This is a genomic window from Streptomyces sp. NPDC002680 (genome assembly GCF_042889145.1).
GTDB lineage: Bacteria > Actinomycetota > Actinomycetes > Streptomycetales > Streptomycetaceae > Streptomyces > Streptomyces adonidis.
The window spans coordinates 38,637-62,597 of record NZ_JBIAQP010000018.1; the positions used below are offsets into that span (position 1 = coordinate 38,637).

General features: G+C 71.7%; 19 protein-coding genes. 10 read left to right on the top strand and 9 right to left on the bottom strand.

Features of this window, described 5'->3' with window-relative positions; genetic code table 11:
* Positions 1-14 precede the first annotated feature (14 nt).
* Positions 15-3,035: an AAA family ATPase gene (locus ACFYXF_RS37865; protein WP_389356514.1), complete on the top strand. Its 3,021-nt coding sequence runs from the start codon at positions 15-17 to the stop codon at positions 3,033-3,035.
* A gap of 21 nt (positions 3,036-3,056) precedes the next feature.
* Here the strand turns inward: ACFYXF_RS37865 and ACFYXF_RS37870 are convergent, their stop codons facing one another.
* Complete coding sequence (locus ACFYXF_RS37870; protein WP_389356515.1) at positions 3,057-4,247, bottom strand: ROK family protein; 1,191 nt, start codon at positions 4,245-4,247, stop codon at positions 3,057-3,059.
* Positions 4,248-4,395: 148 nt separating this feature from the next.
* Between ACFYXF_RS37870 and ACFYXF_RS37875 the strand changes: the two genes are divergently transcribed.
* Both ACFYXF_RS37875 and ACFYXF_RS37880 read left to right on the top strand, forming a co-directional pair.
* Positions 4,396-6,525, top strand: coding sequence for an alpha-galactosidase (locus ACFYXF_RS37875; RefSeq protein ID WP_389356516.1), 2,130 nt, complete (start codon positions 4,396-4,398; stop codon positions 6,523-6,525).
* A gap of 113 nt (positions 6,526-6,638) precedes the next feature.
* On the top strand, positions 6,639-8,135 hold the full coding sequence (locus ACFYXF_RS37880) for a CAP domain-containing protein (RefSeq protein WP_389356517.1): 1,497 nt from the start codon (positions 6,639-6,641) through the stop codon (positions 8,133-8,135).
* 51 nt (positions 8,136-8,186) lie between these two features.
* Here ACFYXF_RS37880 and ACFYXF_RS37885 read toward each other — a convergent pair whose 3' ends face one another.
* Positions 8,187-9,002, bottom strand: coding sequence for an SAM-dependent methyltransferase (locus tag ACFYXF_RS37885; RefSeq protein WP_389356518.1), 816 nt, complete (start codon positions 9,000-9,002; stop codon positions 8,187-8,189).
* Positions 9,003-9,151: 149 nt separating this feature from the next.
* Here ACFYXF_RS37885 and ACFYXF_RS37890 point away from each other — a divergent pair, with 149 nt between their 5' ends.
* The 4 genes from ACFYXF_RS37890 to ACFYXF_RS37905 all read left to right on the top strand — a co-directional run bounded on the left by ACFYXF_RS37890 (position 9,152) and on the right by ACFYXF_RS37905 (position 13,804).
* Positions 9,152-9,829 carry an AIM24 family protein gene (locus ACFYXF_RS37890; RefSeq protein ID WP_389356519.1) on the top strand — a complete coding sequence of 226 codons (678 nt, stop codon included), beginning with the start codon at positions 9,152-9,154 and terminating at the stop codon, positions 9,827-9,829.
* 215 nt (positions 9,830-10,044) lie between these two features.
* Positions 10,045-11,721 carry a serine/threonine-protein kinase gene (locus ACFYXF_RS37895; RefSeq protein ID WP_389356697.1) on the top strand — a complete coding sequence of 559 codons (1,677 nt, stop codon included), beginning with the start codon at positions 10,045-10,047 and terminating at the stop codon, positions 11,719-11,721.
* A 169-nt stretch (positions 11,722-11,890) separates the two neighbouring features.
* On the top strand, positions 11,891-13,033 hold the full coding sequence (locus ACFYXF_RS37900) for a hypothetical protein (RefSeq protein WP_389356520.1): 1,143 nt from the start codon (positions 11,891-11,893) through the stop codon (positions 13,031-13,033).
* A gap of 99 nt (positions 13,034-13,132) precedes the next feature.
* Complete coding sequence (locus tag ACFYXF_RS37905) at positions 13,133-13,804, top strand: DUF2238 domain-containing protein (RefSeq protein ID WP_389356521.1); 672 nt, start codon at positions 13,133-13,135, stop codon at positions 13,802-13,804.
* Here ACFYXF_RS37905 and ACFYXF_RS37910 read toward each other — a convergent pair.
* Positions 13,789-14,289 carry a DUF6328 family protein gene (locus tag ACFYXF_RS37910; RefSeq protein WP_389356522.1) on the bottom strand — a complete coding sequence of 167 codons (501 nt, stop codon included), beginning with the start codon at positions 14,287-14,289 and terminating at the stop codon, positions 13,789-13,791. The genes ACFYXF_RS37905 and ACFYXF_RS37910 overlap by 16 nt on opposite strands.
* 151 nt (positions 14,290-14,440) lie before the next feature.
* Between ACFYXF_RS37910 and ACFYXF_RS37915 the strand changes: the two genes are divergently transcribed.
* Positions 14,441-14,788 (top strand): hypothetical protein, encoded by a 348-nt coding sequence (locus ACFYXF_RS37915; RefSeq protein WP_389356523.1) that lies wholly within the window; start codon positions 14,441-14,443, stop codon positions 14,786-14,788.
* 28 nt (positions 14,789-14,816) lie between these two features.
* On the opposite strand, the gene ACFYXF_RS37920 is transcribed toward ACFYXF_RS37915, so the two are convergent.
* Positions 14,817-15,800 (bottom strand): aldo/keto reductase, encoded by a 984-nt coding sequence (locus ACFYXF_RS37920; protein ID WP_389356524.1) that lies wholly within the window; start codon positions 15,798-15,800, stop codon positions 14,817-14,819.
* A gap of 121 nt (positions 15,801-15,921) precedes the next feature.
* Between ACFYXF_RS37920 and ACFYXF_RS37925 the strand changes: the two genes are divergently transcribed.
* The gene (locus tag ACFYXF_RS37925) at positions 15,922-17,643 is read left to right on the top strand and encodes a cholesterol oxidase substrate-binding domain-containing protein (protein ID WP_389356525.1); all 1,722 of its coding nucleotides are present in this window, start codon (positions 15,922-15,924) and stop codon (positions 17,641-17,643) included.
* Positions 17,644-17,650: 7 nt separating this feature from the next.
* Here ACFYXF_RS37925 and ACFYXF_RS37930 read toward each other — a convergent pair whose 3' ends face one another.
* The 5 genes from ACFYXF_RS37930 to ACFYXF_RS37950 form a co-directional block, all read right to left on the bottom strand.
* The gene (locus ACFYXF_RS37930; protein ID WP_389356526.1) at positions 17,651-18,274 is read right to left on the bottom strand and encodes a TetR family transcriptional regulator; all 624 of its coding nucleotides are present in this window, start codon (positions 18,272-18,274) and stop codon (positions 17,651-17,653) included.
* Positions 18,271-19,758 (bottom strand): MFS transporter, encoded by a 1,488-nt coding sequence (locus ACFYXF_RS37935; protein ID WP_389356527.1) that lies wholly within the window; start codon positions 19,756-19,758, stop codon positions 18,271-18,273. The genes ACFYXF_RS37930 and ACFYXF_RS37935 overlap by 4 nt, the downstream gene beginning before the upstream one ends.
* A 105-nt stretch (positions 19,759-19,863) precedes the next feature.
* Positions 19,864-21,105, bottom strand: a complete 1,242-nt coding sequence (locus ACFYXF_RS37940) for an FAD-dependent monooxygenase (protein ID WP_389356528.1) — start codon at positions 21,103-21,105, stop codon at positions 19,864-19,866.
* Between the two features lie 151 nt (positions 21,106-21,256).
* Positions 21,257-21,949, bottom strand: a complete 693-nt coding sequence (locus ACFYXF_RS37945) for a ribonuclease H (protein ID WP_389356529.1) — start codon at positions 21,947-21,949, stop codon at positions 21,257-21,259.
* 46 nt (positions 21,950-21,995) lie between these two features.
* Positions 21,996-22,796, bottom strand: coding sequence for a VOC family protein (locus ACFYXF_RS37950; RefSeq protein WP_389356530.1), 801 nt, complete (start codon positions 22,794-22,796; stop codon positions 21,996-21,998).
* Positions 22,797-22,915: 119 nt separating this feature from the next.
* Here ACFYXF_RS37950 and ACFYXF_RS37955 point away from each other — a divergent pair, with 119 nt between their 5' ends.
* Complete coding sequence (locus ACFYXF_RS37955) at positions 22,916-23,932, top strand: zinc-binding alcohol dehydrogenase family protein (protein ID WP_389356698.1); 1,017 nt, start codon at positions 22,916-22,918, stop codon at positions 23,930-23,932.
* Positions 23,933-23,961: the final 29 nt, after the last annotated feature.

Sequence of the window (23,961 nt, forward strand, 5' to 3'; positions counted from 1 at the left end):
GTCAGGATTCGTTCGTGTCTCAAAACCTCTTCAACACCCCTCTCATCGGCCGTGACGACGAGCTGAGCCGTCTCTCCGGCGTCCTGGACCGTGCCCGGGTCCGTGAAGCCCGGGCCGTGCTCATCGCCGGAGACGCCGGGGTGGGGAAGACTCGGGTGCTCGCGGAGGTCGCCGGGCAGGCCTCGGACCGGGGTATGACCGTGCTCACGGGGCACTGTGTCGATCTCGGTGATGTCGGTCTGCCCTATCTGCCGTTCACCGAGGTTCTCGGGGTGCTGGCCGCCGACGAGCGGTTCGCGGGGGCGCTTGCCGCGCATCCCGTGGTCGGGCGGCTGCTCGGGAGCGGGGCCGAGGAGGGGATACGGGACGCCGGTGGGCGGCTGCGGCTGTTCGAGGGGATGGCCGGGCTGCTGGCCGATGTCACCGAGGTCGCTCCGCTGCTGCTCGTCCTGGAGGACCTGCACTGGGCCGACCAGTCGTCCCGGGATCTGCTGCGGTTCCTGCTCAGCCGGGGCGTGCTCCAGGGGCCCACGGGCGGGGCGCCGGGGCATCGGCTCGCGGTGTTCGCGTCGTACCGCGCGGACGATCTCCATCGTCGGCATCCGCTGCGTCCACTCCTCGCGGAGCTGGTGCGGCTGCCCGCCGTGGAGCGGCTGGAGCTGCGGCCGATGGACGACGCCGAGGTGGCCCGCCTGGTGCGTGCCCTGGGCGAGGGGCCGCTGCCCGACACGACCGTGCGGCGGATCGTCGAGCGTGCCGAGGGCAACGCCTTCTACGCGGAGGAGCTGCTCGCGGCCACCGACACGGAGTCGGGCGGCGTACCCAGCGGACTCGCCGACGTTCTTCTCATCCGCTTCGAGCAACTGTCCGACACCGCCCAGCAGGTGCTGCGCACGGCCGCCGTCGCCGGGCGGCGCGTCGAGCACGATCTGCTGAGCGACGCCGTCCGACTGCCGGAGGACGAGCTGGAGTCGGCGCTGCGCGAGGCGGTGGGACGGCAGCTTCTCGTCCCCGGTGAGGGCGACACGTACTCCTTCCGGCACGCGCTCGCCCGCGAGGCCGTCTACGCGGATCTGCTCCCGGGCGAGCGGTCGCGGCTGCACGGGGCGTTCGCGCGGCTGCTGTCCGGGCGGGGCCACCTTGCCGAGAGTGCGGCGGAGCGCGCCCATCACTACCGGGAGAGCCACGACCTGACCGAGGCGCTCACCGCGTCGCTGGAGGCCGCCGAGCACGCCGACTGCGTGGGCGCGCCCGCCGAGGAGCTACGGCATCTGGAGGCCGCCCTCGACATGTGGCCGGCGGTGGAGGCGAGTGCACGCCCCAAGGGTGAGGGCCTGGACACGGTGACGCTGATGCTGCGGGCGTCCGCCGCGGCGGCGCACGCCGGGGAGTCGCACCGCGCGGTGTCGCTCACCCGGGCCGCGCTCGCCGGGGTCGGCCAGGACACGGACGCCGAACTCGCGGCCCGCGTCCGCTACACGCTCGCCGACAACCTCATGAACGTCGACCATCTGGCGGCGGCGTTCGCGTACAGCAGCGAGGCGCTGGCCATGATCCCGGCCGATCCTCCGTCCCGGACATGGGTGTGGGCGGCGGCCACCCATGTCATGGCGGCACGCCAGATGGGCGACAACGACACCGCGCTGCGGGTGGCCCGCCAGGCCCTCTCGGTCGCCGAGGAGCTTCGGATCCTGGACGCGCAGGCCGATCTCCTGATCTCCCTGGCGGCTCTCGAAGCCGGGGGCCGTCGGACACCCCAGGGCCGCGAGCGGCTCCGGGAGGCCCGTGAGCTGGCCCGGCGGGCGGGCAGTCCGCCGGTGGAGATGCGCGCCCTGTTCAGTCTCGCGATCGGCTGCTACGAGTCAGGAATGCTGGACGAGTGCCTGCCGTGGCTCTCCGAGGGCCTGGACCGCGCCCGCCGCGCCGGTCTTCTCTCCTCGCCCTATCCCCGGGAGATGCGCTACCTGCAGTCCTTGGTGCTGTACACGCTGGGCCGCTGGGACGAGTGCGTCCGCGCGGCGACGGCCGACACCGAGGTGCTCCCCGCGGCCGTCGGCTATGTGGTGGGGCCTTCGCTGTACGTGGCACTGGCACGCGGCGACCTGGGGGCCGTCGACCGTGCGCGGGCCCTTCTCGACGGTCCGTTCGACTGGATGGCCACCATGGTCGCGAGCGTCGTGCTCACGGACGCCGCCGCCCGAGCGGGGGACCCGGAGGCGGCCGTCGAGCGTGCGCACAGCACGGTGAAGGCGCTCACCGACGACGCCGGAGCCCGCCCGGAGGTGTCGGTCCGGCTCGCCGCCCTCGCCCTGGCCGCCGTCGCCGACACAGCCGTACGGCTGCGCGGGTCCGGCGACGAGGCGGGGACGATCCGCTGGACGGACACGGCGACGGAGCTGCTGGAGCTGGCCCGGTCCCAGGCCCTGAGCGGCCGGGACGGCACCCCGCAGGGCCCGGAAGGGCTGGCGTGGCTGGCCCGTGCGGAGGCGGAGTGGACACGGGCGACGGGTGGTCCCGAGGCCGAGGCGTGGGAGCGGGCGGTCACCGCGTTCGGCTTCGGTGAGGTGTACGAACAGGCGCGCTGCAGAAGGCGGCTCGCCGAGGCCCTGCTGGCGGACGGCCGCCGCGAGGAGGCTGCCGCACAGGCCCGGACGGCTCGCGAGACGGCGGTACGGCTGGGTGCCGCGCCCCTGCTCCGGGAACTGGACGCCCTGATCGGACGCAGCGGGCTCACCACCCCCTCCCCCGCCGAGGGTTCCCGCGCCGCCTCGACGCCTCTCACCGCCCGTGAGCAGGAGGTTCTGCGGTTGCTCGCCCTCGGCCGCAGCAACCGTCGGATCGGCGAAGAGCTGTTCATCAGCGGCAAGACGGCCAGCGTCCACGTCTCCAACATCCTGGCCAAGCTGGGCGTCGCGAACCGGGGGGAGGCGGTGGCGGCCGCCTATCGGGAGGGGCTGATCCCGTCGGGCGGGGAGGCAGGGAGCGGTACGACAGGGACCGGGGCGGGTCCGGCACCGGGTTCGGGTTCGGGCTGACTCCGAAGTCCTGACCTGCCGCTACTGATCCGCCCTGATGAAGGCCCGGATCGCCGTCGCCGCCGCTCCACGCGCCCACTCCTCGAAGGGCAGCGGCCGGGTCACCAGATCGCAGCGGGCGGCGGAGCCGAAGGCTGCGGCGGTGAACGCGTCGCGGATCTGCTCGGCGAACAGGTCGTACGCGGCCAGCCCCTCGCCGGAGATGATCACCCGCTGGGGGCCGAGCAGATTGGCCACCGTGGCGATGCCCCGCCCGATCGCGTCACCGGCCCGCGCGTACACCTCCCGCGCTCCCGGATGGCCGGCGTGGGCCAGGGCGACCGCCTCGGCGCTGTCGGTGATCGAGGCGCCCGTGATCTCCCGGACCCTGGCGACGATCTCCGCGTCCCCCGCGTACGCCTGCAGGCAGCCCCGCTTGCCGCAGTGGCAGGCCGGGCCGGCCGAATCGATGGTGACATGCCCGATCTCGCCGGACACCGAGTGCGCCCCCGCGACCACGCGACCGTGGACCACGAGCCCGCAGCCGATGCCCGCGCCGACGGTCACCACGGCGAAGTCGGACAGTCCCACGCCCGCGCCGAACCACTGCTCGGCAACGGTGAGCGCGCGCACGTCGTTGTCGACCGCGACGGGCAACCCCGTGGTCATGGCCGCGAGTTCGGCGAGCGGCACGTCACGCCACTCCAGGAACGGCGAATAGCGTACGGCCCCTTCGACGCGGTCGACCTCTCCGGCGACGGCGATGCCACACCCCAGCACCGGCACCCCGAAGCCGTCCGCCTCGGTGAGCAGCTCCCGGACCAGCTCGGCGACCGAGGCCAGCACCGTCTTGGGGGCACGGGCGGGCAGCGGAAGGTTCCGGGCGACGCGGATCCGGCAACACAGGTCGGTGAGCACGCCGAAGATCTCGTCGCCGGTGATCTTGATGCCGATGAACAGCGCCCGCCCGCCGTCGACGCGGACAAGGCTCGCGGGCCGCCCCACCACAGGACGTACCTCGTCGTCCGTGTCCTCGACCAGATAGCCGGCCTCGATCAGCGGCCGGACCGCCTTCGTGACGGCTGCGGCGGAGAGGCCCGCGCGCCGGGCGACATCGGCGCGGGTGAGCGGGCCGTGGGACAGGACCGTGGTGAAGATCTGCGAGGCGGCCGGCGTATGGGCCGGAAACACCTCGGCACCGAAGGCCGAGCGTGTCGAGGACATCGAGGGCATGGCCGGAACCTAGGTCGCTTATTTTCCGCTGTCAATGAAAGAAGCAGGGATGGAACGAAGTACCACTGCGACCGCCCCTAGACTTACGAAAGACCGAAACCAGCACCCCATTGACACATGATCGATGGTCACGCGAACGTGAGGCACCATGCCGCTGATCTCCCACGACCCGGACACCGGGGTCTGGCTGCTCACCACCCCGCGCACGTCGTACGCGCTGCGGATCGACGAGACCGGCGCGCCCTGTCATCTCGCGTGGGGACCGCGGCTGACCCTGCCGGAGGCGGGCGCGCTCATCGTTCCGCCAGTCGAGACGGCGAGCAGCTTCGAGGGCCGTCCTCCGGTGGGCGAGGAACTCCCCGTCGACGGCGGCACCCGCTACGGCCCGCCCTCGCTCCAGGTCCGGTACGCGGACTCCTCCCGTGGCTTCGAGTGGGTGCCGACCGGCCACGAGATCCTCGAACCGGCGTCCGGGGCGCACGAGTTGGTGCTGGAGTTCCGTGACCGCCGCTACCCCCTGCATGTCGCACTGCACTACGCGGTCCGCGCCGACACGGACGTCATCGAGCGCCGGACCGTGATCCGCAACGCGGGTGACGAGCACATCGACCTGCTGCGCGCCGACTCCGCCGCCTGGACACTGCCGCCGCTCCCCGGCTACCGGCTCAGCCATGTCACCGGCCAGTGGTCGGCCGAGAGCCAACTCCGGCGCGACGCCCTGCCGTTCGGGGAGACGGTGCTCACCAGTCGGCGCGGTATCACGAGTCACCACGCCAACCCGTGGGTGATGCTCGACTCGGGCGAGGCGACCGAGGAGCACGGCCGGGTGTGGAGCGCGGCCCTCGCCTGGAGCGGGAGTTGGCGGATCACGGCCCAGCGGACCCCCGACGGGCTGGCCGGCTTCACCGGAGGCGTCGGCCACGAGGGGACCTCGGTCCCCCTCGCGCCGGGCGAGGAGTTCACCACGCCGGTGTTCGCCGGGCTGTGCACGGACGGCGGGTTCGGGGCGGCGAGCCGTGCCTGGCACTCGTACACCACGACCCATGTGCTGCCCCGGGCACGGGAGTTGGCGCCGGTGCTCTACAACTCGTGGGAGGCCACCGGCTTCGACGTCGACGAGGCGAGCCAGAAGGCGCTGGCCGAGCGGGCCGCCGTACTCGGGGTGGAGCTGTATGTCGTGGACGACGGCTGGTTCGGGGCGCGACGCAGTGACCGCGCGGGTCTTGGCGACTGGACGCCGACTCCGGAGCGGTTCCCCGAGGGCCTCGGTCCGCTGGCCGACGCCGTGCACCGGCTCGGGATGCGGTTCGGGATCTGGGTCGAGCCGGAGATGGTCAATCCGGACAGCGCGCTGTATCGCGAGCACCCCGACTGGGTGCTGCATGTGCCAGGACGGGCCCGTACCGAGATGCGCAACCAGCTCGTCCTGAACTTCGCGCGCGACGAGGTCGCCGAGTGGGCGTACGGCTGGCTGACCCGGCTGGTCGGGGACCACGGGGTCGACTTCCTCAAGTGGGACATGAACCGGGCGTTCGGCGAGTCGGGCTGGCCGGAGCAGCGGGACGGCAACGACCGGCTGTGGACGCGGTACGTGGCGAATCTGTACGGCGTCATCGACCGGCTGCGCGCCGACCATCCCGGACTGCGGGTGGAGACGTGCAGTGGCGGTGGTGGCCGGGTCGACCTCGGCATCCTCTCCCGAACGGATCAGGCGTGGACGTCCGACAACACGGACGCCGTGGACCGGCTGGTGATCCAGCACGGGTTCGGGCAGGTGTACCCGGCGCGTGCCATGTCGGCGTGGGTGACCGACGTACCCAATCAGCTCACGGCGCGTTCGGTGCCGCTGCGGTTCCGATTCCACGCGGCGATGTGCGGGCTGCTCGGGATCGGCGGTGATCTGACGCGCTGGTCCGAGGAGGAGCTGGCGGAGGGCGCGGCACTGGTGGCCGAGTACAAGAAGGTGCGGCATGTCGTGCAGCACGGGGAGCTGTACCGGCTGTCGGGGCCGCTCGGTGAGGAGCCGACGGTGGTGGAGTACGTCGGTGAGGACGCGGCCGAGGCGTTGGTGCTGGGCTTCCGGTACGGGCCTCGGCACGGCCTGCCCCGGATTCCGGTGCGGTTGCGGGGGCTGACGCCCGGCGCCCGGTACCGGGACGCGCGTACGGGTGCCGTGCACCATGCGAACGTGCTGAGCGAGTACGGGATGCGGCTCGATCTCGCGCCCGGCGGCTGGTCCAGCACGGCCGTGCATCTGGTGCGCGTCGAGGAGTCGTAGTCGGCCGCTTTCCCCGGTCGGCTGTCGTCGGCCGGGGAACTGCGGCGCCCTGGCCGGGCGTTATAGGGGCAACGCCCCCATGGGGCACGAACGACGACCCCAGGGCAGGCGCGATGAGCGAGTTGGTCCCCGGGGGCAACACGCCCCTGCCGGGCGGCACCCTCACGCTCCGGGTGCCGGGCCCGTTCGATGTGAGCGCGCTGGTGACGGACGACGGGGGCAAGGTCGGCGGCGACGCCGACTTCGTGTTCTACAACCAGCCGACAGCGCCGGGAGCCCGGCTGCACGGCGACACCCTCACCGTCGACCCGGCAGGCCTGCGCCCCGGCGCGACCCGCGTCACGGTGGTGGTCAGCGCGGCCGACCCCGGTACGGCGCTGGGCGGACTGCCCGCGCCGACGCTCGTTGTCTCCGGCCCCGGGGGTCGCCCGCTGGCCCGGTTCACGCCACCGCGCCCGCGCCAGGAGACGGTACTGCTGCTCGCGGAGCTGTACCGGCGGGGCACGGGCTGGAAGCTGCGCGCGCTCGGGCAGGGGTACGCGGACGGGCTGGCGGGCCTGGCCCGGGACTTCGGGGTGGATGTCGCGGACGACGACCCCTCGGCGGGGCCTGCCTCACCATTCCCGGCGGCAGGCGCGCCCCTGCGTACGCCGTCCCGCTGGTCCGACGCGGCCTCGCGGTTGTCGGGCGCCGCCTCGCGCCTCTCGGAGGCGGCGGCTTCACGCCGGTCCCGGTCGACGGGCACCCCGTCACCGGCCGCCGCGCCCGCCACCGGTGCGCGTCCTGGGTCGGTGTCCCCGGGTGCCTTCACCGCAGGACCGGGCCCGTTCTCCCCCGCCGACGGCTTCCTCACGCTCGTCAACTCCGCCCGTGCCGCCGCCGGTTCCCCGCCCGTCTCCCTCGACCCGCGACTCGCCGCCGCCGCTCAGGCGCACGCCGCCGACATGGCCTCGGCCGGCCGTCTCGGCACCGAGAGCCGGGACGGCACCTCCGTCCACCAGCGGGTCACCGCCGCCGGATACACGTATCTGACGGTCGGCGAGCACCTCGTCTCCGGTCCGCGTACGCCCGAGGAGTTCGTCGACTACTGCCTGCGCACGGAGCAGGCCCGACGAACCCTGCACGACCCGGCGTTCACCCAGGTCGGCCTGGCCTACGTCACCGGGTCCCGTACGGGTGACACGTACTGGACCGCTCTCTGGGCCCGGCCCCTCCTGCCCGGGGACCTGGACCGGACGGCCGCCGAGGTCACGGACCTCACCAACCGGGAGCGGGCCCGGGCGGGGCTGCCACCGCTGGCCACCGACGCGCTGCTCACCCGAGCCGCGCAGGCGCACAGTACGGACATGGTGGTCCGCCAGTTCTACTCCCACACCGGGCCCGACGGCAGCCAGCCGTGGGACCGGGCCGCCGCGGCGGGGTCCACGCGGCGCACGATCGGCGAGAACATCGCGTGCGGGCAGCGCTCCCCCGCCGAGGTCGTGGAGGGGTGGATGAACAGCCCCGGGCACCGTGCCAACATCCTCAAGCGGGAGTTCACTCACATAGGCATCGGTTTCGCCGGTGGTGGCAAGGCGGGCACGTACTGGACTCAGCTCTTCGGCGCCTGAAGGCCTGGCCGAATCTCTGCGTCAATGCCTTCTCGGTGATCCCCCGTCTGCCTACGGCTTGCGCGCGACGCCCCCCAGAGCGATCACGTCCCCCACCCCACGCGCCGTGTCGGGATCGGGGCGCCAGTCGGTGATGGGGACGACACCGGGGGCCAGCAGCTCCAGGCCGTCGAAGAAGCCGGCGAGTTCCTGCGGGCTCCTCAGGTAGTAGGGCACCGCCCCGCTCTCGTTGTAGAGCCGGGTGGCCTCGACGTTGGCCTTGTTGGTGTCCACGCTGTCGTTGAAGGCGAACCAACTGCCCGGCGGCAGAGCGTCCATCAGCGCGCGGACGATGGCCCGTGCCTCGTCGTAGTCGGCGATATGCCCGCTGACCTGCATCAGCGTGAGTGCCACCGGCCGGCTCAGGTCCAGGATCCGCGCCGCTTCCCTGAGCACGGTGTCCGGGTCGTGCAGATCGGCGTCGATGTAGCCGGTCTCGCCCTCGGGCGCGCTGGTGAGCAGGGCCGCGGCATGGGTCAGGACGAGGGGGTCGTTGTCCACGTAGACGATGCGGGCATCGGGGGCGACGCGCTGGGCGATCTCGTGGGTGTTGTCCGCCGTCGGCAGGCCCGTGCCGATGTCGAGAAACTGCCGGATCCCGACCTCACCGGCCAGATGGCGCACAGCCCGGCCGAGGAAGGCGCGGGAGTCGCCGGCGAGGTCGGTGATGCCGGGGAAGATCTCGCGGAAGGCGTCGCCCGCCTCGTGGTCGACCGGGTAGTTGTCCTTGCCGCCGAGCCAGTAGTTCCAGATCCGGGCGGAGTGCGGCACCGTGGTGTCGATCTTCTCCGGCGTCTGTGTGCCGAGGGCGGACGAGTCCTGCGTCACCGGGCAACCTCCTTGAGGGGAAACATAGTTGGCCCTGCCCTACAACGTAGCGTCACCGAGCGGCCGACAACGGGTGGTCGGATGCGCAAGGGGGCGCTTCCGGCCGTGTTCTCCTGGCGGAACGGCGCCCTCCGGGACACGATGACCCCATGAAGGGTGACCTCTTTTCAAGTCAGTACATGGTGCAGCCGGCCACAGCGCCCGGGATGACCGTCGAGAACCCCAAGTCCATCAAGTACGCGGTGAACGGGGAGATGTTCGCCCGGCAGGGCGCGATGATCGCCTTCCGCGGCAACCTCCAGTTCGAACGCAAGGGGCAGGGCGTCGGCGGCATGCTGAAGCGTGCGGTCACGGGCGAGGGGCTGCCCCTGATGGCGGTGCGCGGGCAGGGCGAGGCGTGGTTCGCGCACGAGGCGCAGAGCTGCTTCATCGTCGAGATCGACCCGGGTGACGTCTTCACCGTCAACGGCCGCAACGTGCTGTGTTTCGACGCGTCGCTGGCGTACGAGATCAAGACCGTGAAGGGGGCGGGGATCAGCGGTGGCGGCCTGTTCAACAGTGTCTTTACCGGACAGGGCAAGCTGGGGCTGGTCTGCGAGGGCAGTCCGCTGGTGATCCCGGTCTCGCCGCAGTATCCGGTGTACGTCGACACGGACGCGGTCGTCGGCTGGTCTGCCAACCTCCAGACGTCGCTGCACCGTTCGCAGTCCTTCGGCTCGATGATCCGCGGCGGTTCCGGCGAGGCCGCCCAACTGATGCTCCAGGGCGAGGGGTTCGTCGTCGCACGGCCGAGCGAGGCGACCCCGCAGAAGGCGCAGCAGCACTGACGACGGCTGCAGCTGTGCGGGAGATCACGTGTCGCGATCGTGTACAGGCCGTCACTCCAGGTCCAGTGAATTCGCCCAATTCTTCGCACACGTGCTCGGCGCAGATGAATAAAAGGAGAATCGGGCCCGGGAGTTGCCGAATATTTGAACACACCCCGCCGCACCCGTCGTACCTGTGGGAAAGGTGAGAGCCAGGGGTTCAGCGAGGGATGGCCATGGTCAAGGCGCACGTCTCCACACACGAGTTGGTGGCCGGCAGGTACCGACTCCTCGATGTCGTCCATCGCGAAACGAACCGGGTCTCCTGGTACGGCGAGGACACCGCATCCGAGCGCCCGGTCGTCCTGACCCAGCTCCAACTCCCGCCCGATCCCCGGGAGCAGACCGCGCGCCGGACGATCGCCCGGGTGATGCGCGCGTCCGAGATCCTCGGGCTGGTCCTGCCCGGACGGGTGGGCGTCGTGATCGACGTGGTCGAGGAGTTCGGCACGCTGTGGACGGTCGCCGAGTGGATCGACGGCACACCGCTCAGTGAACTCCTGGAGCGGCAGGGCACGTTCAACTACGTACGGGCGGCGCGCATCACGCTCGAAGTGCTGGATGTGCTCGACGCCGCGCACCGCGAGGGCATCGTGCACGGCGAACTCAGCCCCGGCCAGGTGTTCGTGCGGGACCAGGGCCCGGTCGTGGTGACCGGCTTCGGCCTGGCCTGCGCCACCTCCGCGGCCAGGGTCGGCGCACCCGCGTACGCCTCGCCGGAGCAGGCCCACGGGGCGCGCGCCGAGCCGTCGGCCGACCTGTGGGCGCTCGGCGCGATCCTCTACGCGATGGCCGAGGGCCGGCCGCCGTTCCGTGACCGGGGGCGGCCCGACGCCACGCTGCGGGCGGTCGACCGGCTGCCGCTGCGCAGCCCGGTGCGCTCCGGTCCCCTCACCCAGGCCATCACGGGTCTGCTGCGCAAGAACGCCCGGGAAAGGCTGACCGCTCCGGTGGTACGGGACGCCCTGGTCCGTGTCATCAGGGAGGACCCCGACACCTCGGACGAGCCGGTGCCGACCGCCCGGCTGCGCGACGCCTGTGCAGGTGCCGCGCGGCGCGCCGGCCGGACCTGGAACAGACGCGGCACCGGCAGGCTGGCCGTCGCCGGTACGGCCCTGGCCGCTGTCACGGTCACCGTCGCGGTCCTCGCCACGACGGACAATCTGCCCGGCCTCGACGTCTCGGCGTCCGGCGCTGACACCAGCCCCTCGGTCGCCGCCCCGGCCCCTCCGTCGGCCTCCTCCGCCGGTGGGAACACCGCCCTGCCCGAGCTGCCCCCCGAGCCGAGCGCGACCGCCTCCGGGCCGGTCTCACCGTCGCCGTCGGCCCCGGCCGCGTCCCCCAAGCCCTCGCCCACCGCCTCGGGCCCCGCCACCGACGCCAACGTGCTGCCCGCCGGGTTCCGGGTGTACAACGCCCCGGAGGGGTTCTCCGTCGCGCTTCCCCAGGGCTGGAAGCGGCTGAGCGAGGACATCTCCCCCGGCAACGTCGCCTATCGCATCGTGTTCGGCGCCGACGACGACCCGCGCACGCTGACCGTCACCTACAGCGAGGCGCTCCGGGCCGATCCGGTCGCCGTGTGGCGCGACGACGTCCAGCCCGGTCTGATCGCGGCGGGCATCGGCTTCCAGCGGATCGGCGAGATCCGGGCGACGAACTATCGCGGCCGGAGCGCCGCCGACATGGAGTGGACGTCCGACTTCCAGGGCATCCGAATCCGTACGTTCGGCCGGGGCTTCCTCACCGGCCAGAACACGGGCTACTCGCTGCGCTGGACGACACCCGCCGCCGACTGGAACGACACCGCCAACCGCCAGGCGCTGGACACCTTCCTGCGGACCTTCAGAGAGTGAACCGCGTTCAGGCATGGGCGGGGACACGTGTCGACCACCGCGTGTACGGGATCAGTGACAGGCCTGGATCCGGGTCGGGCCCGGTCTGTCAAAGCAGCGTCAATGAGCGCATATAGGCTGCCTGTCTGCACCTTCGCAGTCCGTCCAGCCATGCCCGGGAGAGTCACCTGTGACCGTAGCGATCGCCCCGTCCGAAGCATCGGAGATGCCCGAGCCGTCCGAGACACCGGAGGTGTCCCCCGTGTCCGAGGAGTTCGACGGGTCCGACTGGTCGGAGCCGTCCGCGGAGCCCGACAACGTTTCCTCAGAGGCCTCCCTCGACGTCGATGTGTCTCCGCTCGTGGCGCGTGACGCACAGGAGTTCGGGGCCTACGCGCGGACCGGGGGCTGGGCCTTCGCGCTGAAGGTGGCGCGGAGCGTGCGGCCCGGCGGTGAGTCCGCCGGTGAGACGCCGAAGGTCTCCGCCAAGGAGTTCGCCGGGCTCGCCGACTGCTCGCCGGAGCGGGTCATGCGCTACTACAAGGCGTGGGACAAGGCCGCCGACGACGGTGTCGTCCCGCACTTCGAGGCGCTGGCCCCGGGCCAGGAGGTCGAACTCCCGGGCTACGACCTGTGGCTCACGTACTACAGCTCCCGTTCCAGCGCCGGTTCGGAGCGCGGCACCGCCATCGCGGAGGCCGCCGAGGCCGAGGGCATCCGGCCGACGAAGGCGCTGGAGGTCGCGGAGAACCCGACCGCGTTGCGGGCCGCGATCATGGCGGACCCCTCGACGGCGCGTGCCGCCCGGCACGCCCTGCTCGACCGGATCAAGGAAGACCCCGATCTCCAGGCCGAGTTGGCCCGCGACATCGTCCGCACCGACGACCTGAAGAAGGCCGTCGCGACCGAGTCCCGCTCGGCCGACCGGGTCGGATACGTCCGCCAGATCGCCGAGTCCGGCCAGGTCAAGACACCCGCCGGACAGACCATCGACGCGCCCGTCGATCTGCGTCAGGAAGCCGAGCGTCACCTCTCCCTCCTCGACGAGCTGGACGAGGACGAGGACACCGGCGAGTGGGCGAGCGAGGCCTACGACACCCTCAAGAGCCTCGTCGTCGAGGCTGTGGAGGCCGACCCCGAACTGCGCGTCCAGGAACGGCGGACGAAGTTCTACAACAGCCTGTCGAAGGCGACGAAGGCCTTCGAGGAGCTGACCTTCGACGACGTCGAGGAGTTCGCCGAGGACGACATGGTCCAGCAGTTGGAGGAGCTCCAGGAGGCCATCTCCTCGTGCATCTCGGCGCTGCGCGCATCGCGCACCGCACCCGCGTAGGGACCTGGGGACCATGAGCGCCCTGGGCTGAGTACTCGTACTCATGCCCGGGGCCGGGCGCTCCTCCACTCTGGTGCTCCCACCACAAGGAGCGTCCCGATGCCCGCAGTCGACACCCCCTCCCCCTCCCTCCAGGCGGCCACCGGCGCCCCGCGACGGCACCTTCCCGTGCTGCTCGCCGGGCTGGTGGCCGTCGGACTCGCGGTCTCGGTGTGGCAGCCGCACGATCTGACGACCTGGTTCCTGGAGACGGTCTGGATCCTGATCGGGCTGCCCCTGATCGTCCTGACCTGGCGCCGCTTCCCGCTCACCAACCTGCTGTGCTGCCTCCTCGCCCTGCACGCGCTCGTCCTGATGGTCGGCGGCCACTACACCTACGCGCAGGTCCCGCTCGGCGACTGGGCGCGCGACACGTTCGGCCTCGACCGCAATCCGTACGACCGGCTCGGCCACCTCATGCAGGGCTTCGTGCCGGCGATTCTCGTACGGGAGCTGCTGAGCCGTACGTCACCGCTGCGCGGCAGCCGCTGGCTCGCGCCGCTGACCGTGTGCGCCTGTCTCGCCTTCAGCGCGGTGTTCGAGATGTTCGAGTGGGCGGCGGCCGTGATCGGCGGCGCCGCGGCCGACGACTTCCTGGCCACGCAGGGCGATGTGTGGGACACGCAGTGGGACATGTTCTGCGCGCTGATCGGGGCGAGCGTCTCGCTGCTCGTGCTGAGCCGCGTCCACGACCGGCAGCTCGCGGCGGTGCCTGCTCAGTCATCGGTGTAGCGGTGGCGCGTCCACATCGGCAGCGCGAACCAGCAGGCCAGGTACCAGGCGGCGACCCCCGCGACCAGCCAGGGCACATACCTGTCGTGGGTGGCCACCCGGAGGACCAGCAGCAGCGCGGAGATCATGGTGGCGAACAGCAGCACCAGACCCGCGAAGGTCAGTCGTGAGGCCCAGTGCACGGCCTGGGGTTTCACCTGGCGGCCGGAGACGATCCGGTGCAGGGCGACCGGTCCGATCAGGGCGCCGGTGGCGGCGGCGCCCAGGACGACGGTGACGATGTAGATCGTGTGTTCCGTGTCGCCCAGTTGCTCGTAGCGCGGGGTGAACACGACGGTCAGCAGGAAGCCGAACAGGATCTGCACGCCCGTCTGGGCCACCCGGACCTCCTGGATGAGCTCGCCCCACTTGCGGTCGGCGCGCTCCTCCTCGGTCTCTTCCCGTCCCCGGTCGAGCGTGCCGACCTCACCGTCGGTGTCCGACATGGTTCCTCCCGGCATCCGCGTGCTGACCGATCTCTCGGCTCCGAGTGCCCCGTCGAGCGCGGTTCGATCAGATCCCGGCCCGGCGGTTTGGATGATCGGTGGGCGGTTACCCGAGGTGCACCACGGTGGCCACAGTGGAGGAGGTCCGGCCATGTCCGGAACGCAGCTCACCCTCACGGTCAGCGGCGGCAACGCCGCCGACGCGCAGACGGTCGTACGGGCCCTGGAGTCGGCCTTCGGACCGGCGGACGAGTTCCCGGGGGACGACGACGGGCACTCCACGGTGCACACGGCCGCGTTCACGGTCGGTACGGAGTCGCACGCGCCCGGTCATCCGAAGCACGAGCCGTTGTCGGCGCCCGTGACGGTCACCGTGCAGGGCACGCCCGAGGCCGTCCGCTGCGCGGGCGCCACCCTCACCGGCACGTTCACCGCCCACGACCGGGGCAGCGTCTCCGGGGACCAAGAGCAGCAACGGCAACTGCTCCTGGAACCATGACACGCCGTGACAGGTGTACGTCCGTCCGCTACCAGCGGCTCTCCACCTGGGCCTTGATCCGGCGGTCGTAGAGGTCCTGGATCGCGGTGAGCGTCTCCTGCGACAGCGGCGGCAGGGCGGCGGTCGCCGCGTTGGCGAGGGCCTGCTCGGCCGAGCGGGCGCCCGGGATCACCGTGGTCACACCCGGCTGCTGGAGGATCCAGCGCAGGGCCAACTGGGCCGGGGTGTACCCCTCGGGGGCCAGCGCGGCGAACTCGGCCGCCGCCTCGACGCCGGTCGCGTAGTCGACGCCGGAGAAGGTCTCGCCCTGGTCGAAGGACTCGCCGTGGCGGTTGTAGGTGCGGTGGTCGTTCTCGGGAAACACCGTGTCCTTGGTGTACTTGCCCGACAGCAGACCCGAGGCCAGCGGGACTCGGACGATGATGCCGACGCCCGCCTTCTCGGCGGCCGGGAGCACCTCGGCCAGCGGCTTCATACGGAACGCGTTGAGGATGATCTGCACGCTGGTCACACCCGGGCGGGCGATCGCTGTGAGCGCCTCCTCGCAGGTCTCGACGCTGACCCCGTACCGCGCGATGCGCCCCTCCTCGACCAGGGTGTCCAGGGCGTCGAAGACCTCGTCGGAGGAGTAGACCGGGGTCGGCGGGCAGTGCAGCTGGACCAGGTCGATCCGCTCGACGCCGAGGTTGCGCCGCGAACGGTCGTTCCAGGCACGGAAGTTGTCGAGGACGTAGTTCTCGGGGATCTGGTCGACCCGGCGACCCATCTTGGTGGCGACCAGAACGTCCAGCTCGGGCCTGCCGCGCAGGAAGGTCGCGATGGTCTGTTCGCTGCGCCCGTCGCCGTACACGTCGGCGGTGTCGAAGAAGGTCACTCCCGACTCGACCGCCGCGTCCAGCACCGCGAGGGCGTCCTTGTCCTCCACGTCGCCCCAGTCGGCGCCCAACTGCCACGTTCCGAGGCCGATGACCGACGCCCGCTGACCCGACCTACCGATTACACGCTCGTCCATGGCGTCAGTCTGTCATCCGTCAGCGGCAGCGCCCCAAAGGGGCGCGGGGAACTGCGCGACCGGCCACGACGGACCCGCAGGCGATCTACCGCCCTTTCACCAGAGCACCTAGCGTGATCAGGTGACTGATCAACTGACGCCAACCAACAGCTCCCCCTGGACCCGCCGGGGCTTCCTGCTCGGCGCCGCCTCCCTCACCCTCGTGGCGATCGCGGCCGATCCCGCGGTCGCCGCAGCCGAGCTGCCCGACTTCCCCGCGAACGTCACCCCCTACCGCTCCGGCTACCGCAACTGGGTCGGCGAGATCACCGCCGACGGACTCTGGGCCTGCGCGCCGGCCGACCCCGGCCAGGTGGTCGACGTCGTCAACTGGGCCTGGCGGCACGGCTGGACGGTCCGCGCCAGGGGCTCCGCGCACGGCTGGTCGCCCCTGACGATCACCGCCGGTACGGAGTCCGACGCACCCGTACTCCTGGTCGACACAGCTCCCCATCTCACCGGGCTCGCCCTGGAGTCGACCGGCCCCGCCGCCGTGCGGGCCGGCACCGGAGTCACCCTGGAGGCCCTGCTCACCCACCTGGAGCAGCACGGACTCGGGGTCACCGCCGCGCCCGCACCCGGCGACCTCACCCTGGGCGGCGCGCTGGCCGTCGACGCCCACGGCACCGCCGTACCGGCCGACGGGGAGACCCGGCAGCCCGGACACACGTACGGCTCGCTCAGCAATCTCGTGCTGTCGCTGACGGCGGTCGTCTGGGACGAGGACGCCGACGCCTACGTCCTGCGGACGTTCAACCGCGACGAGGCGGACTGCGCGGCGCTCCTCACCCACCTCGGCCGTTCCCTGGTCGTCGAGGTCGTCCTACGAGTGGGGGCCAACGCGAACCTGCGCTGTGTCAGCCGTACGGACATTCCGGCGTCCGAACTGTTCGCGGCGCCCGGCACCGGTTCCGGCAGTCGTACCTTCGCGAGCTTCCTCGACGAGGCCGGGCGGGTGGAGACGATCTGGTTCGCCTTCACCGAGTTCCCGTGGCTGAAGGTGTGGAGCGTCGCCCCGACCAGACCGCTCACCTCACGGCGCGTGTCGTCGCCGTACAACTACCCCTTCTCCGACAACGTCCCGACCCTGGTGGCGGACCTCGTCGGGCGGATCCTGTCCGACGGTGCCTGGTATCTCGCGCCGGTGCTCGGCAACGCGCAGTTGGACGTGGCCGCGCTCGGGCTGGTGGCGACGCTGTCGGCGGACATCTGGGGGCCGTCGAAGAACACACTGCTGTACGTCAGGCCGACGACCCTCCGGGTCACCGCGAACGGCTACGCGGTGCTGACCAGCCGGGATCAAGTGCAGCGCGTGATCGCCGAGTTCACCGCCTTCTACCGGGAACGCCTCGCCGCGTACGCCGCCCTGGGCCGCTTCCCGGTCAACGGCACCGTCGAGATCCGCGCCACCGGCCTCGACCGGCCGGGCGACACCGACTCGGCCGGCGCCCAGGCCCCGCTGCTGTCCGCGCTGCGGCCCGTCGACGGGCACCCCGAGTGGGACACCGCCGTCTGGCTGGACGTCCTGACGCTGCCCGGGACGCCGTACGCGGAGGCGTTCTTCCGCGAACTCGAACAGTTCCTGCTCGACACGTACGACGGCGGGCACGCGCTCACCCGGGTCGAGTGGTCCAAGGGATGGGGGTACACGGACACGGCCGCGTGGAGCGACGAGGAGGTCATCGGTACCGCCGTACCTGCCTCCTACGGGGATGGCGTGTGGCAGCAGGCCGTCGGCACCCTGGACCGGCTCGACCCGCACCGGGTGTTCGGGAACTCGTTCCTCGACCGGCTGTTGCGCTGACGCTCCGTCAAGGGGTCAGCAGGGCCTGCACGGTGGGCGCGTACCGGTCCACGATGTCGTCGATCGTCGCCTCCCGCAGATGCGTTCCCCGGGCGATGCCGTACATGACTCCCAGGCCGAGCAGCGTGCCGACGGCCAGTTCGGCGCGCAGGCCAGGGTCGGGGCCGGTGAGACGGGCGGCGAGGCGTTCGCTCACCTGGGTGCGGAAGTTGGCGCGCATGATGTCGCCGCGGTCGCCCTGGAGGGGGGCGAAGACGATCCGCAGGACGGGGTCGACGCCGCGCTCGGACTGGCCGGTGAGGAGCAGACGGACCATGTGGCGGCCGAGGCCGTCGAGGGGGGCGTCCAGCAGTGCCTCGGCGTCCTGGTCGAAGGACATCACTCGGGTGAAGAGGGCGTCCTTGTTGCCGAAGTACTTGAGGATCAACGGCGGGCTGACACCGGCGCGTTCGGCGACCGCCTTGAGCGTGATGTCCGCCTGCGAGTGGCGGGCGAGGAGGTGACGGGCGGCGCGCAGGATGGCGGCCTTCGTCTGCTCCGCGTCCCTGCGCGGGGGCGCCGCCGGGGTCGGTCCGGTGTCGGTGCCGTCGGTGCCGGTATCGGTCGTCGGTGGGGTGCGCACGGCACTCATGCTCCCTCCATCGCCCCGTCCCGGACGCCCTTGGTACGGCCACGGGCGCGCCGGGTGCCGCCGGTGACCGGGTCGCCGGGGATGGTGAGGGCCGCCGTGCAGGCCAGCAGGGCGACGACGCCCGCCATCCCGAAGGCGAGCAGATAGCCGTGCAGGGTGGGTACCGCCGTACCGGCGACCGGGCTGGTGTGCCGTACCAGCACGGCGACGACGGCTGCACTGCACATGGCCTGGCCGATCGTGCGCATCAGGACGTTGACGCCGTTGGCGGAGGCGGTCTGGCCGGGCGGTACGGCCCGCAGGATCAGTGTGGGCAGGGCCGAGTAGGCGAAGGTGGTGCCCAGGCCGACGACCGAGGCGCCCACGATGATCATCCACAGGTCGCGGCTGTCCGCGATGCGCACCACATAGCCGAGCGCGATGACGGCCGTGCCGATGACCAGGGTGACGCGCGGCCCGTACTTCGCCGAGACCCGGGCCGAGACGGGCGAGAACACCAGCATGACGACGCCGCCGGGGAGCAGGACGAGGCCCGTCTCGACGATGGATAGGCCGAGCCCGTACCCGGTGGCCTCGGGCGCCTGCACCAGCTGGGCCGTCACCAGGGAGTTGGAGTAGAAGGCGAACCCGGTCAGCAGGGCGGCGACATGGGACAGTCCGACCCGGGGCCTGGCCACCAGCCGCAGGTCCACCAGGGGCTCCTGGGTGCGCAGTTGCTGCCACCACCACAGGCCGAGCACCCCGACGGCCCCGAGGAACAGTCCCAGGACGCGCGCACTGCCCCAGCCCCACTCGCCGCCCTCGACGATCCCGATGAGCAGACACACCAGCCCGACGGCCAGCCCCAGCGCGCCCACGACGTCGAAGCGCCCGGGTTCCCGCACGGGCGACTCGCGCACCGCCCACCACACGGCGGCCACGCCCGACGCACCGAGCCCGGCGGTCGCCCAGAACATGGCGTGCCAGTCCGCGTACTGGACGATCAGCGCGGCCAGCGGCAGCCCCAGCGCGGCGCCGATCCCGACGGTGGCACTCATCAGCGCGACCGCGCTCCCCGTGCGTTCCGGCGGCAGTTCGTCACGGAGGATGCTGATCGAGAGCGGTACGACGGCGGAGGCGGCGCCCTGTAGGGCACGCGCCGTGATGAGCACACCGATGTGCGACGACAGGGCACACATCACCGAGCCGACGACCATCAGCCCGAGGCCCGCGATGAGCACCCGCCGCTTGCCGTACATGTCGCCGGCCCGTCCCAGTACCGGGGTGAGGACGGCGCCGGACAGCAGAGTCGCGGTCACCATCCAGGAGACCGCGCCGGGCGAGGAACCGGTCAGCCGGGGCAGATCGGGCAGGAGCGGGATGACGACGGTCTGCTGGACCGCGTAGAGCATCCCGCCGAACGCCAGCGCCGGAACGGTCATCCGCTCCCGCAGGCTCCGCGGAGGTGGGGCCGACGGGTCGGATATCGGGACAGGCTGGTCCATCGGTACTCCAGCGGCCGGCCGCTCTGCGCGACAAAAAATAGGGTGAATGGCGATTCACCATAGCGGTGAATCGCCATTCACCCAATGCCGGCCGCCATGACCAGGCTATTTGCCGGAGACCTCGGCCTCTTCGCGGGTACGGGAGGCCAGCACCCGGCTCTGCGCGGTGCGGGCGAGCTTCGGCCCGAGCCAGCGCTTGAACCGGCGCAGCGCTTCGAGGCGCCCCGCCGCCCGGTCGATGCCGTAGTACAGCTGGGGCGGCACATAGGGCAGCAGCGGCGAGTGGCGCTGGCCGAGCAGGGCGAACATCTGGGCCGGGGGCAGCCGGATGTAGCGCGGCAGGTTCTCGTACCACTGGGCGCTGTAGCGGGCCGCGCTCTGGATGGAGAGCAGTTCCGACTTGCGCCGCCTCTCGTACGCGGTGAGGGCCGCGGGGAGTTCGGGGTGCGTGCGGAGGGCGTCGGCCAGGGCGAGGGCGTCCTCCAGGGCGAGGGTGGTGCCGGCGCCGATGGAGTAGTGCGTGGTGTGGGCGGCGTCGCCGAGCAGGACGAGGTTGCCGTGCTGCCAGGTCTGGTTGGTGAGGGTGCGGAAGTTGAGCCACTGGGCGGCGCCGTCGGCGGCGGAACGGCCGATCAGGGGGTGGCCGTCCAGTACGTCGGCGAAGAGCTTCTCCAACTGGGCGAGACCGTCGGCCTCGTTGGCCTGGTCGAGGCCGAGGCCGCTCCAGGTCTCGGGGGAGCATTCGACGACGCAGGTGCTGTGGTCCTGGCTGTAGCCGTAGCCGTAGCACCAGATCCAGCCGTGCTCCGTCTCCTTGAAGGCGAAGGTGAACGCGTCGAAGACCTTGGTGGTGCCGAGCCAGATGTACCGGTTGCGTCCGGCTCGCAGGCTGGCGCCGAAGTGTTCGGAGTGCTGTTCGCGCAGCGCGCTGTTGACGCCGTCGGCGGCCACGACGAGGTCGGCGTCGGCCAGTTCGGCGGCGTCGGTGATGCCGTGCTCGAACTCCAGCCGTACGCCCAGCTGTCGGGCCCGGTCGGCGAGGATGTCGAGGAGCTTGTGGCGGCCGATGCCGAAGCCCTCGTCGCCGGGGTGCCGGGTCGCGCTGTCGCCCACGTGGGCGACTCCGTGGTTCCAGGACACCGAGGCGTCGGCGACGGTCCGCGCGGACTCGGGGTCGTGCGCTTCGAGTTTGTCGAGCAGTCCCTGCCAGTAGGTGACGCCCCAGCCGTAGGTCGAGCCCGCCGGGTCGCGCTCGTACACGGTGATGTCGTGGGACGGATCCTGGAGCTTCAGCAGGATCGAGAGGTACAGGCCGGCGGGCCCGCCTCCGACACAGGCGACCTTCACACACACCCCTAGCGATTACAGAAGGTGGTCAGTTCGCGTCGGAGAGTAGCAGGGTGTGGGGGTGCGAAAGGTGCAGTTCGTCGGCTGCCGGCCGGTGGGGGCTGGTCGCGCAGTTCCCCGCGCCCCTGAGAGGCTGCCCCTGCGGGGCGCCTCAGGGGGCCTCTGCTGTGCGGCACTCCGGGTGGCCCCAGCCCTGGGGGTTCTTGGCGATCGTTTCTCCTGCCGCGTAGGCGCGGCCGCAGACGCAGCGGCCCGGGAACTTTGCCTTGAGGGTGCGGTTGTTCGAGGAGTTGGCGGTGCGTGGCCGGGGCGTCTTCGTGGCCTTGGGGCGTGGGGTGTCCGGTGAGGCCGGGGGTTCGGGGGAGCCGAGGTCGCTGCCCGCCGACTGCTGGACGATCGCGGCCTGGCTGGCGGCGCGGTCGGCGAAGTCGTTGAGCTTGTCGCCGTCGACCTGATGGGCGGGGACGTAACGGAACTCGACCGAGCGGCCGTCGAGCAGCTCGTCGATCCGGACGACGAGTTCCTGGTTGGCGACCGGCTTGCCGGTGGACGTCTTCCAGCCCTTGCGCTTCCAGCCGGGCAGCCAGGTGGTGACGGCCTTCATGGCGTACTGGGAGTCCATGCGGATCTCCAGCGGCACGTCCGGGGCGACGGCGGTCAACAGCCGTTCCAGCGCGGTGAGTTCGGCGACGTTGTTCGTGGCTCTGCCCAGCGGCCCGGCCTCCCAGCGAGCGGGGCTCTCCGAGCCGTCGGCCACCACCCAGGCCCAGCCCGCGGGTCCCGGATTTCCCTTCGAGGCCCCGTCGCAGGCGGCCACCACTCGTTCACGCATGCGCTCGATCATGCCATGCGCGAACCGGGCCCCCGGCCGCCCGCGTTCGGTGCCTCCCTCAGCCCACGTCCGTCGACTTGGGCATCTCACCGGCCGTCGTCGTCATGTCGATGACGGAGAAGTTGGCGCCCTGCGGATCGCTCAGCGCGGCGAACCGGCCGAACGGACTGTCCATCGGGCCGAAGCGCAGTACACCGCCGAGCTTGGTGGCGGTGGCGACGGCGTCGTCGCAGTTGCCGACGCTGAAGTAGACGTTGATGTACGGCGGCACCTCGGGCGGGAAGTCGTCCGTCATCTTCATCCGGCCGAGGACGGTGTTCTCCCCCAGGTCGTACATCCGGAAGTCCATGGCGTCGTCCTGCATCTGCTTCGCCGAGTAGCCGAAGACGGCAGGGAAGAAGGTGTCCGACTTCTCGACCTCGCGTGTGAAGACCTCGGCCCAGCAGTAGGCGCCGGCCTGTTCCGGTCCCGCCTCGAAGCCTTCGTGGGTCCCGGCCTGCCAGACGCCGAAGACGACGCCGCTGGGGTCGCGGGCCAGGCACATGGTGCCGAACTCGCCCACCTGCATCGGCTCCATCAGCAGCTCGCCGCCGTTCTCACGGATCTTGGCGGCGGTGGCGGCGGCGTCCGGCGAGGCGAGATAGAGACACCACGCGGACTGCCCTTCCTGCCCGGGCATGGGCGGGACGACGGCGGCGACCGCCTTGCCGTCGGCGTAGGCCTGCGTGTAGTTGCCGTACTCCGACGACGACTCGCCGAAGGTCCAGCCCAGCACCTCGCCGTAGAAGTTCTTGGCTCCCTCGACGTCGCTGAACATCGCGTCGGCCCAACAGGGGGTTCCCTCAGGTTGCACGGCCATGATTCCGGCCTCTCCGGTCTCGTCGGGTGGTCCGGATTCTCACGCTAGTCAGGCTTCGCCCGGGGCGCGCGCCGAGCGGCCCGGGCTGTTACAGACTGGAGGGCATGGCCGACGGGACGATGCGTGCGTGGGCGGTGGACCGGCCCGGCCCGGTGGGGCCCGGGGAGGGGCCGTTGCGGCTGGTGGAGAAGCCGGTCCCGGTGCCCGGCGCCGACGAACTGCTGGTGCACGTGCGCGTGTGCGGGGTGTGCCGGACCGATCTGCATGTCGCCGAGGGGGATCTGCCCGTGCACCGGACCGGGGTGACGCCCGGGCACGAGGTGGTGGGCGTGGTGGCCGGGGCCGGCCCGGCCGTGCGCGGTTTCGCGCTCGGTGACCGGGTGGGCGTGGCCTGGCTGCGTCGCACGGACGGTACCTGCGTCCACTGCCGGCGCGGGGCGGAGAACCTCTGCCCGGCCTCCGAGTACACCGGCTGGGACGCGGACGGCGGTTACGCCGAGTACACGACCGTCCCGGCCGCGTTCGCCCACCGACTGCCCTTCGGAGACATCGACGACATCGCCCTGGCTCCGCTGCTCTGCGCGGGCATCATCGGTCATCGCGCGCTGCTCCGGTGCGCGCTGCCGCCGGGTGGGCGGCTCGGGCTGTACGGGTTCGGCGGCAGCGCGCATCTGTGCGCGCAGGTCGCGCTCGCCGAGGGCGCCAGGGTGCATGTCCTGACCCGGGACCCGGCCGCGCGGCGGCTGGCGCTCGCGCTCGGCGCGGCCTCGGCGCAGGGGGCGTACGACCCGCCGCCGGAGCCGCTGGACAGCGCGATCCTGTTCGCGCCGGTCGGTGACCTCGTGCCGGTGGCGCTGCGGGCGCTCGACCGGGGCGGGGTGCTGGCGGTCGCGGGCATCCATCTCAGCGACATTCCGCCGCTGCGCTACGACACCGACCTGTTCTACGAGAAGGAGCTGCGCAGCGTCACCTCCAACACCCGCGAGGACGCCCGCGAGTTCCTGTCACTGGCCGCGCTGCACGGCGTACACGCGACCACGCACACCTATCCGCTGTCGCGGGCGCCGGAGGCGTTGCGGGATCTCAAGGGCGGGCGGTTCGACGGGGCGGCGGTGCTGGTCAATGACCTGGGGTAGGGCGCGGCAATAACACACCCCTGCGGTCT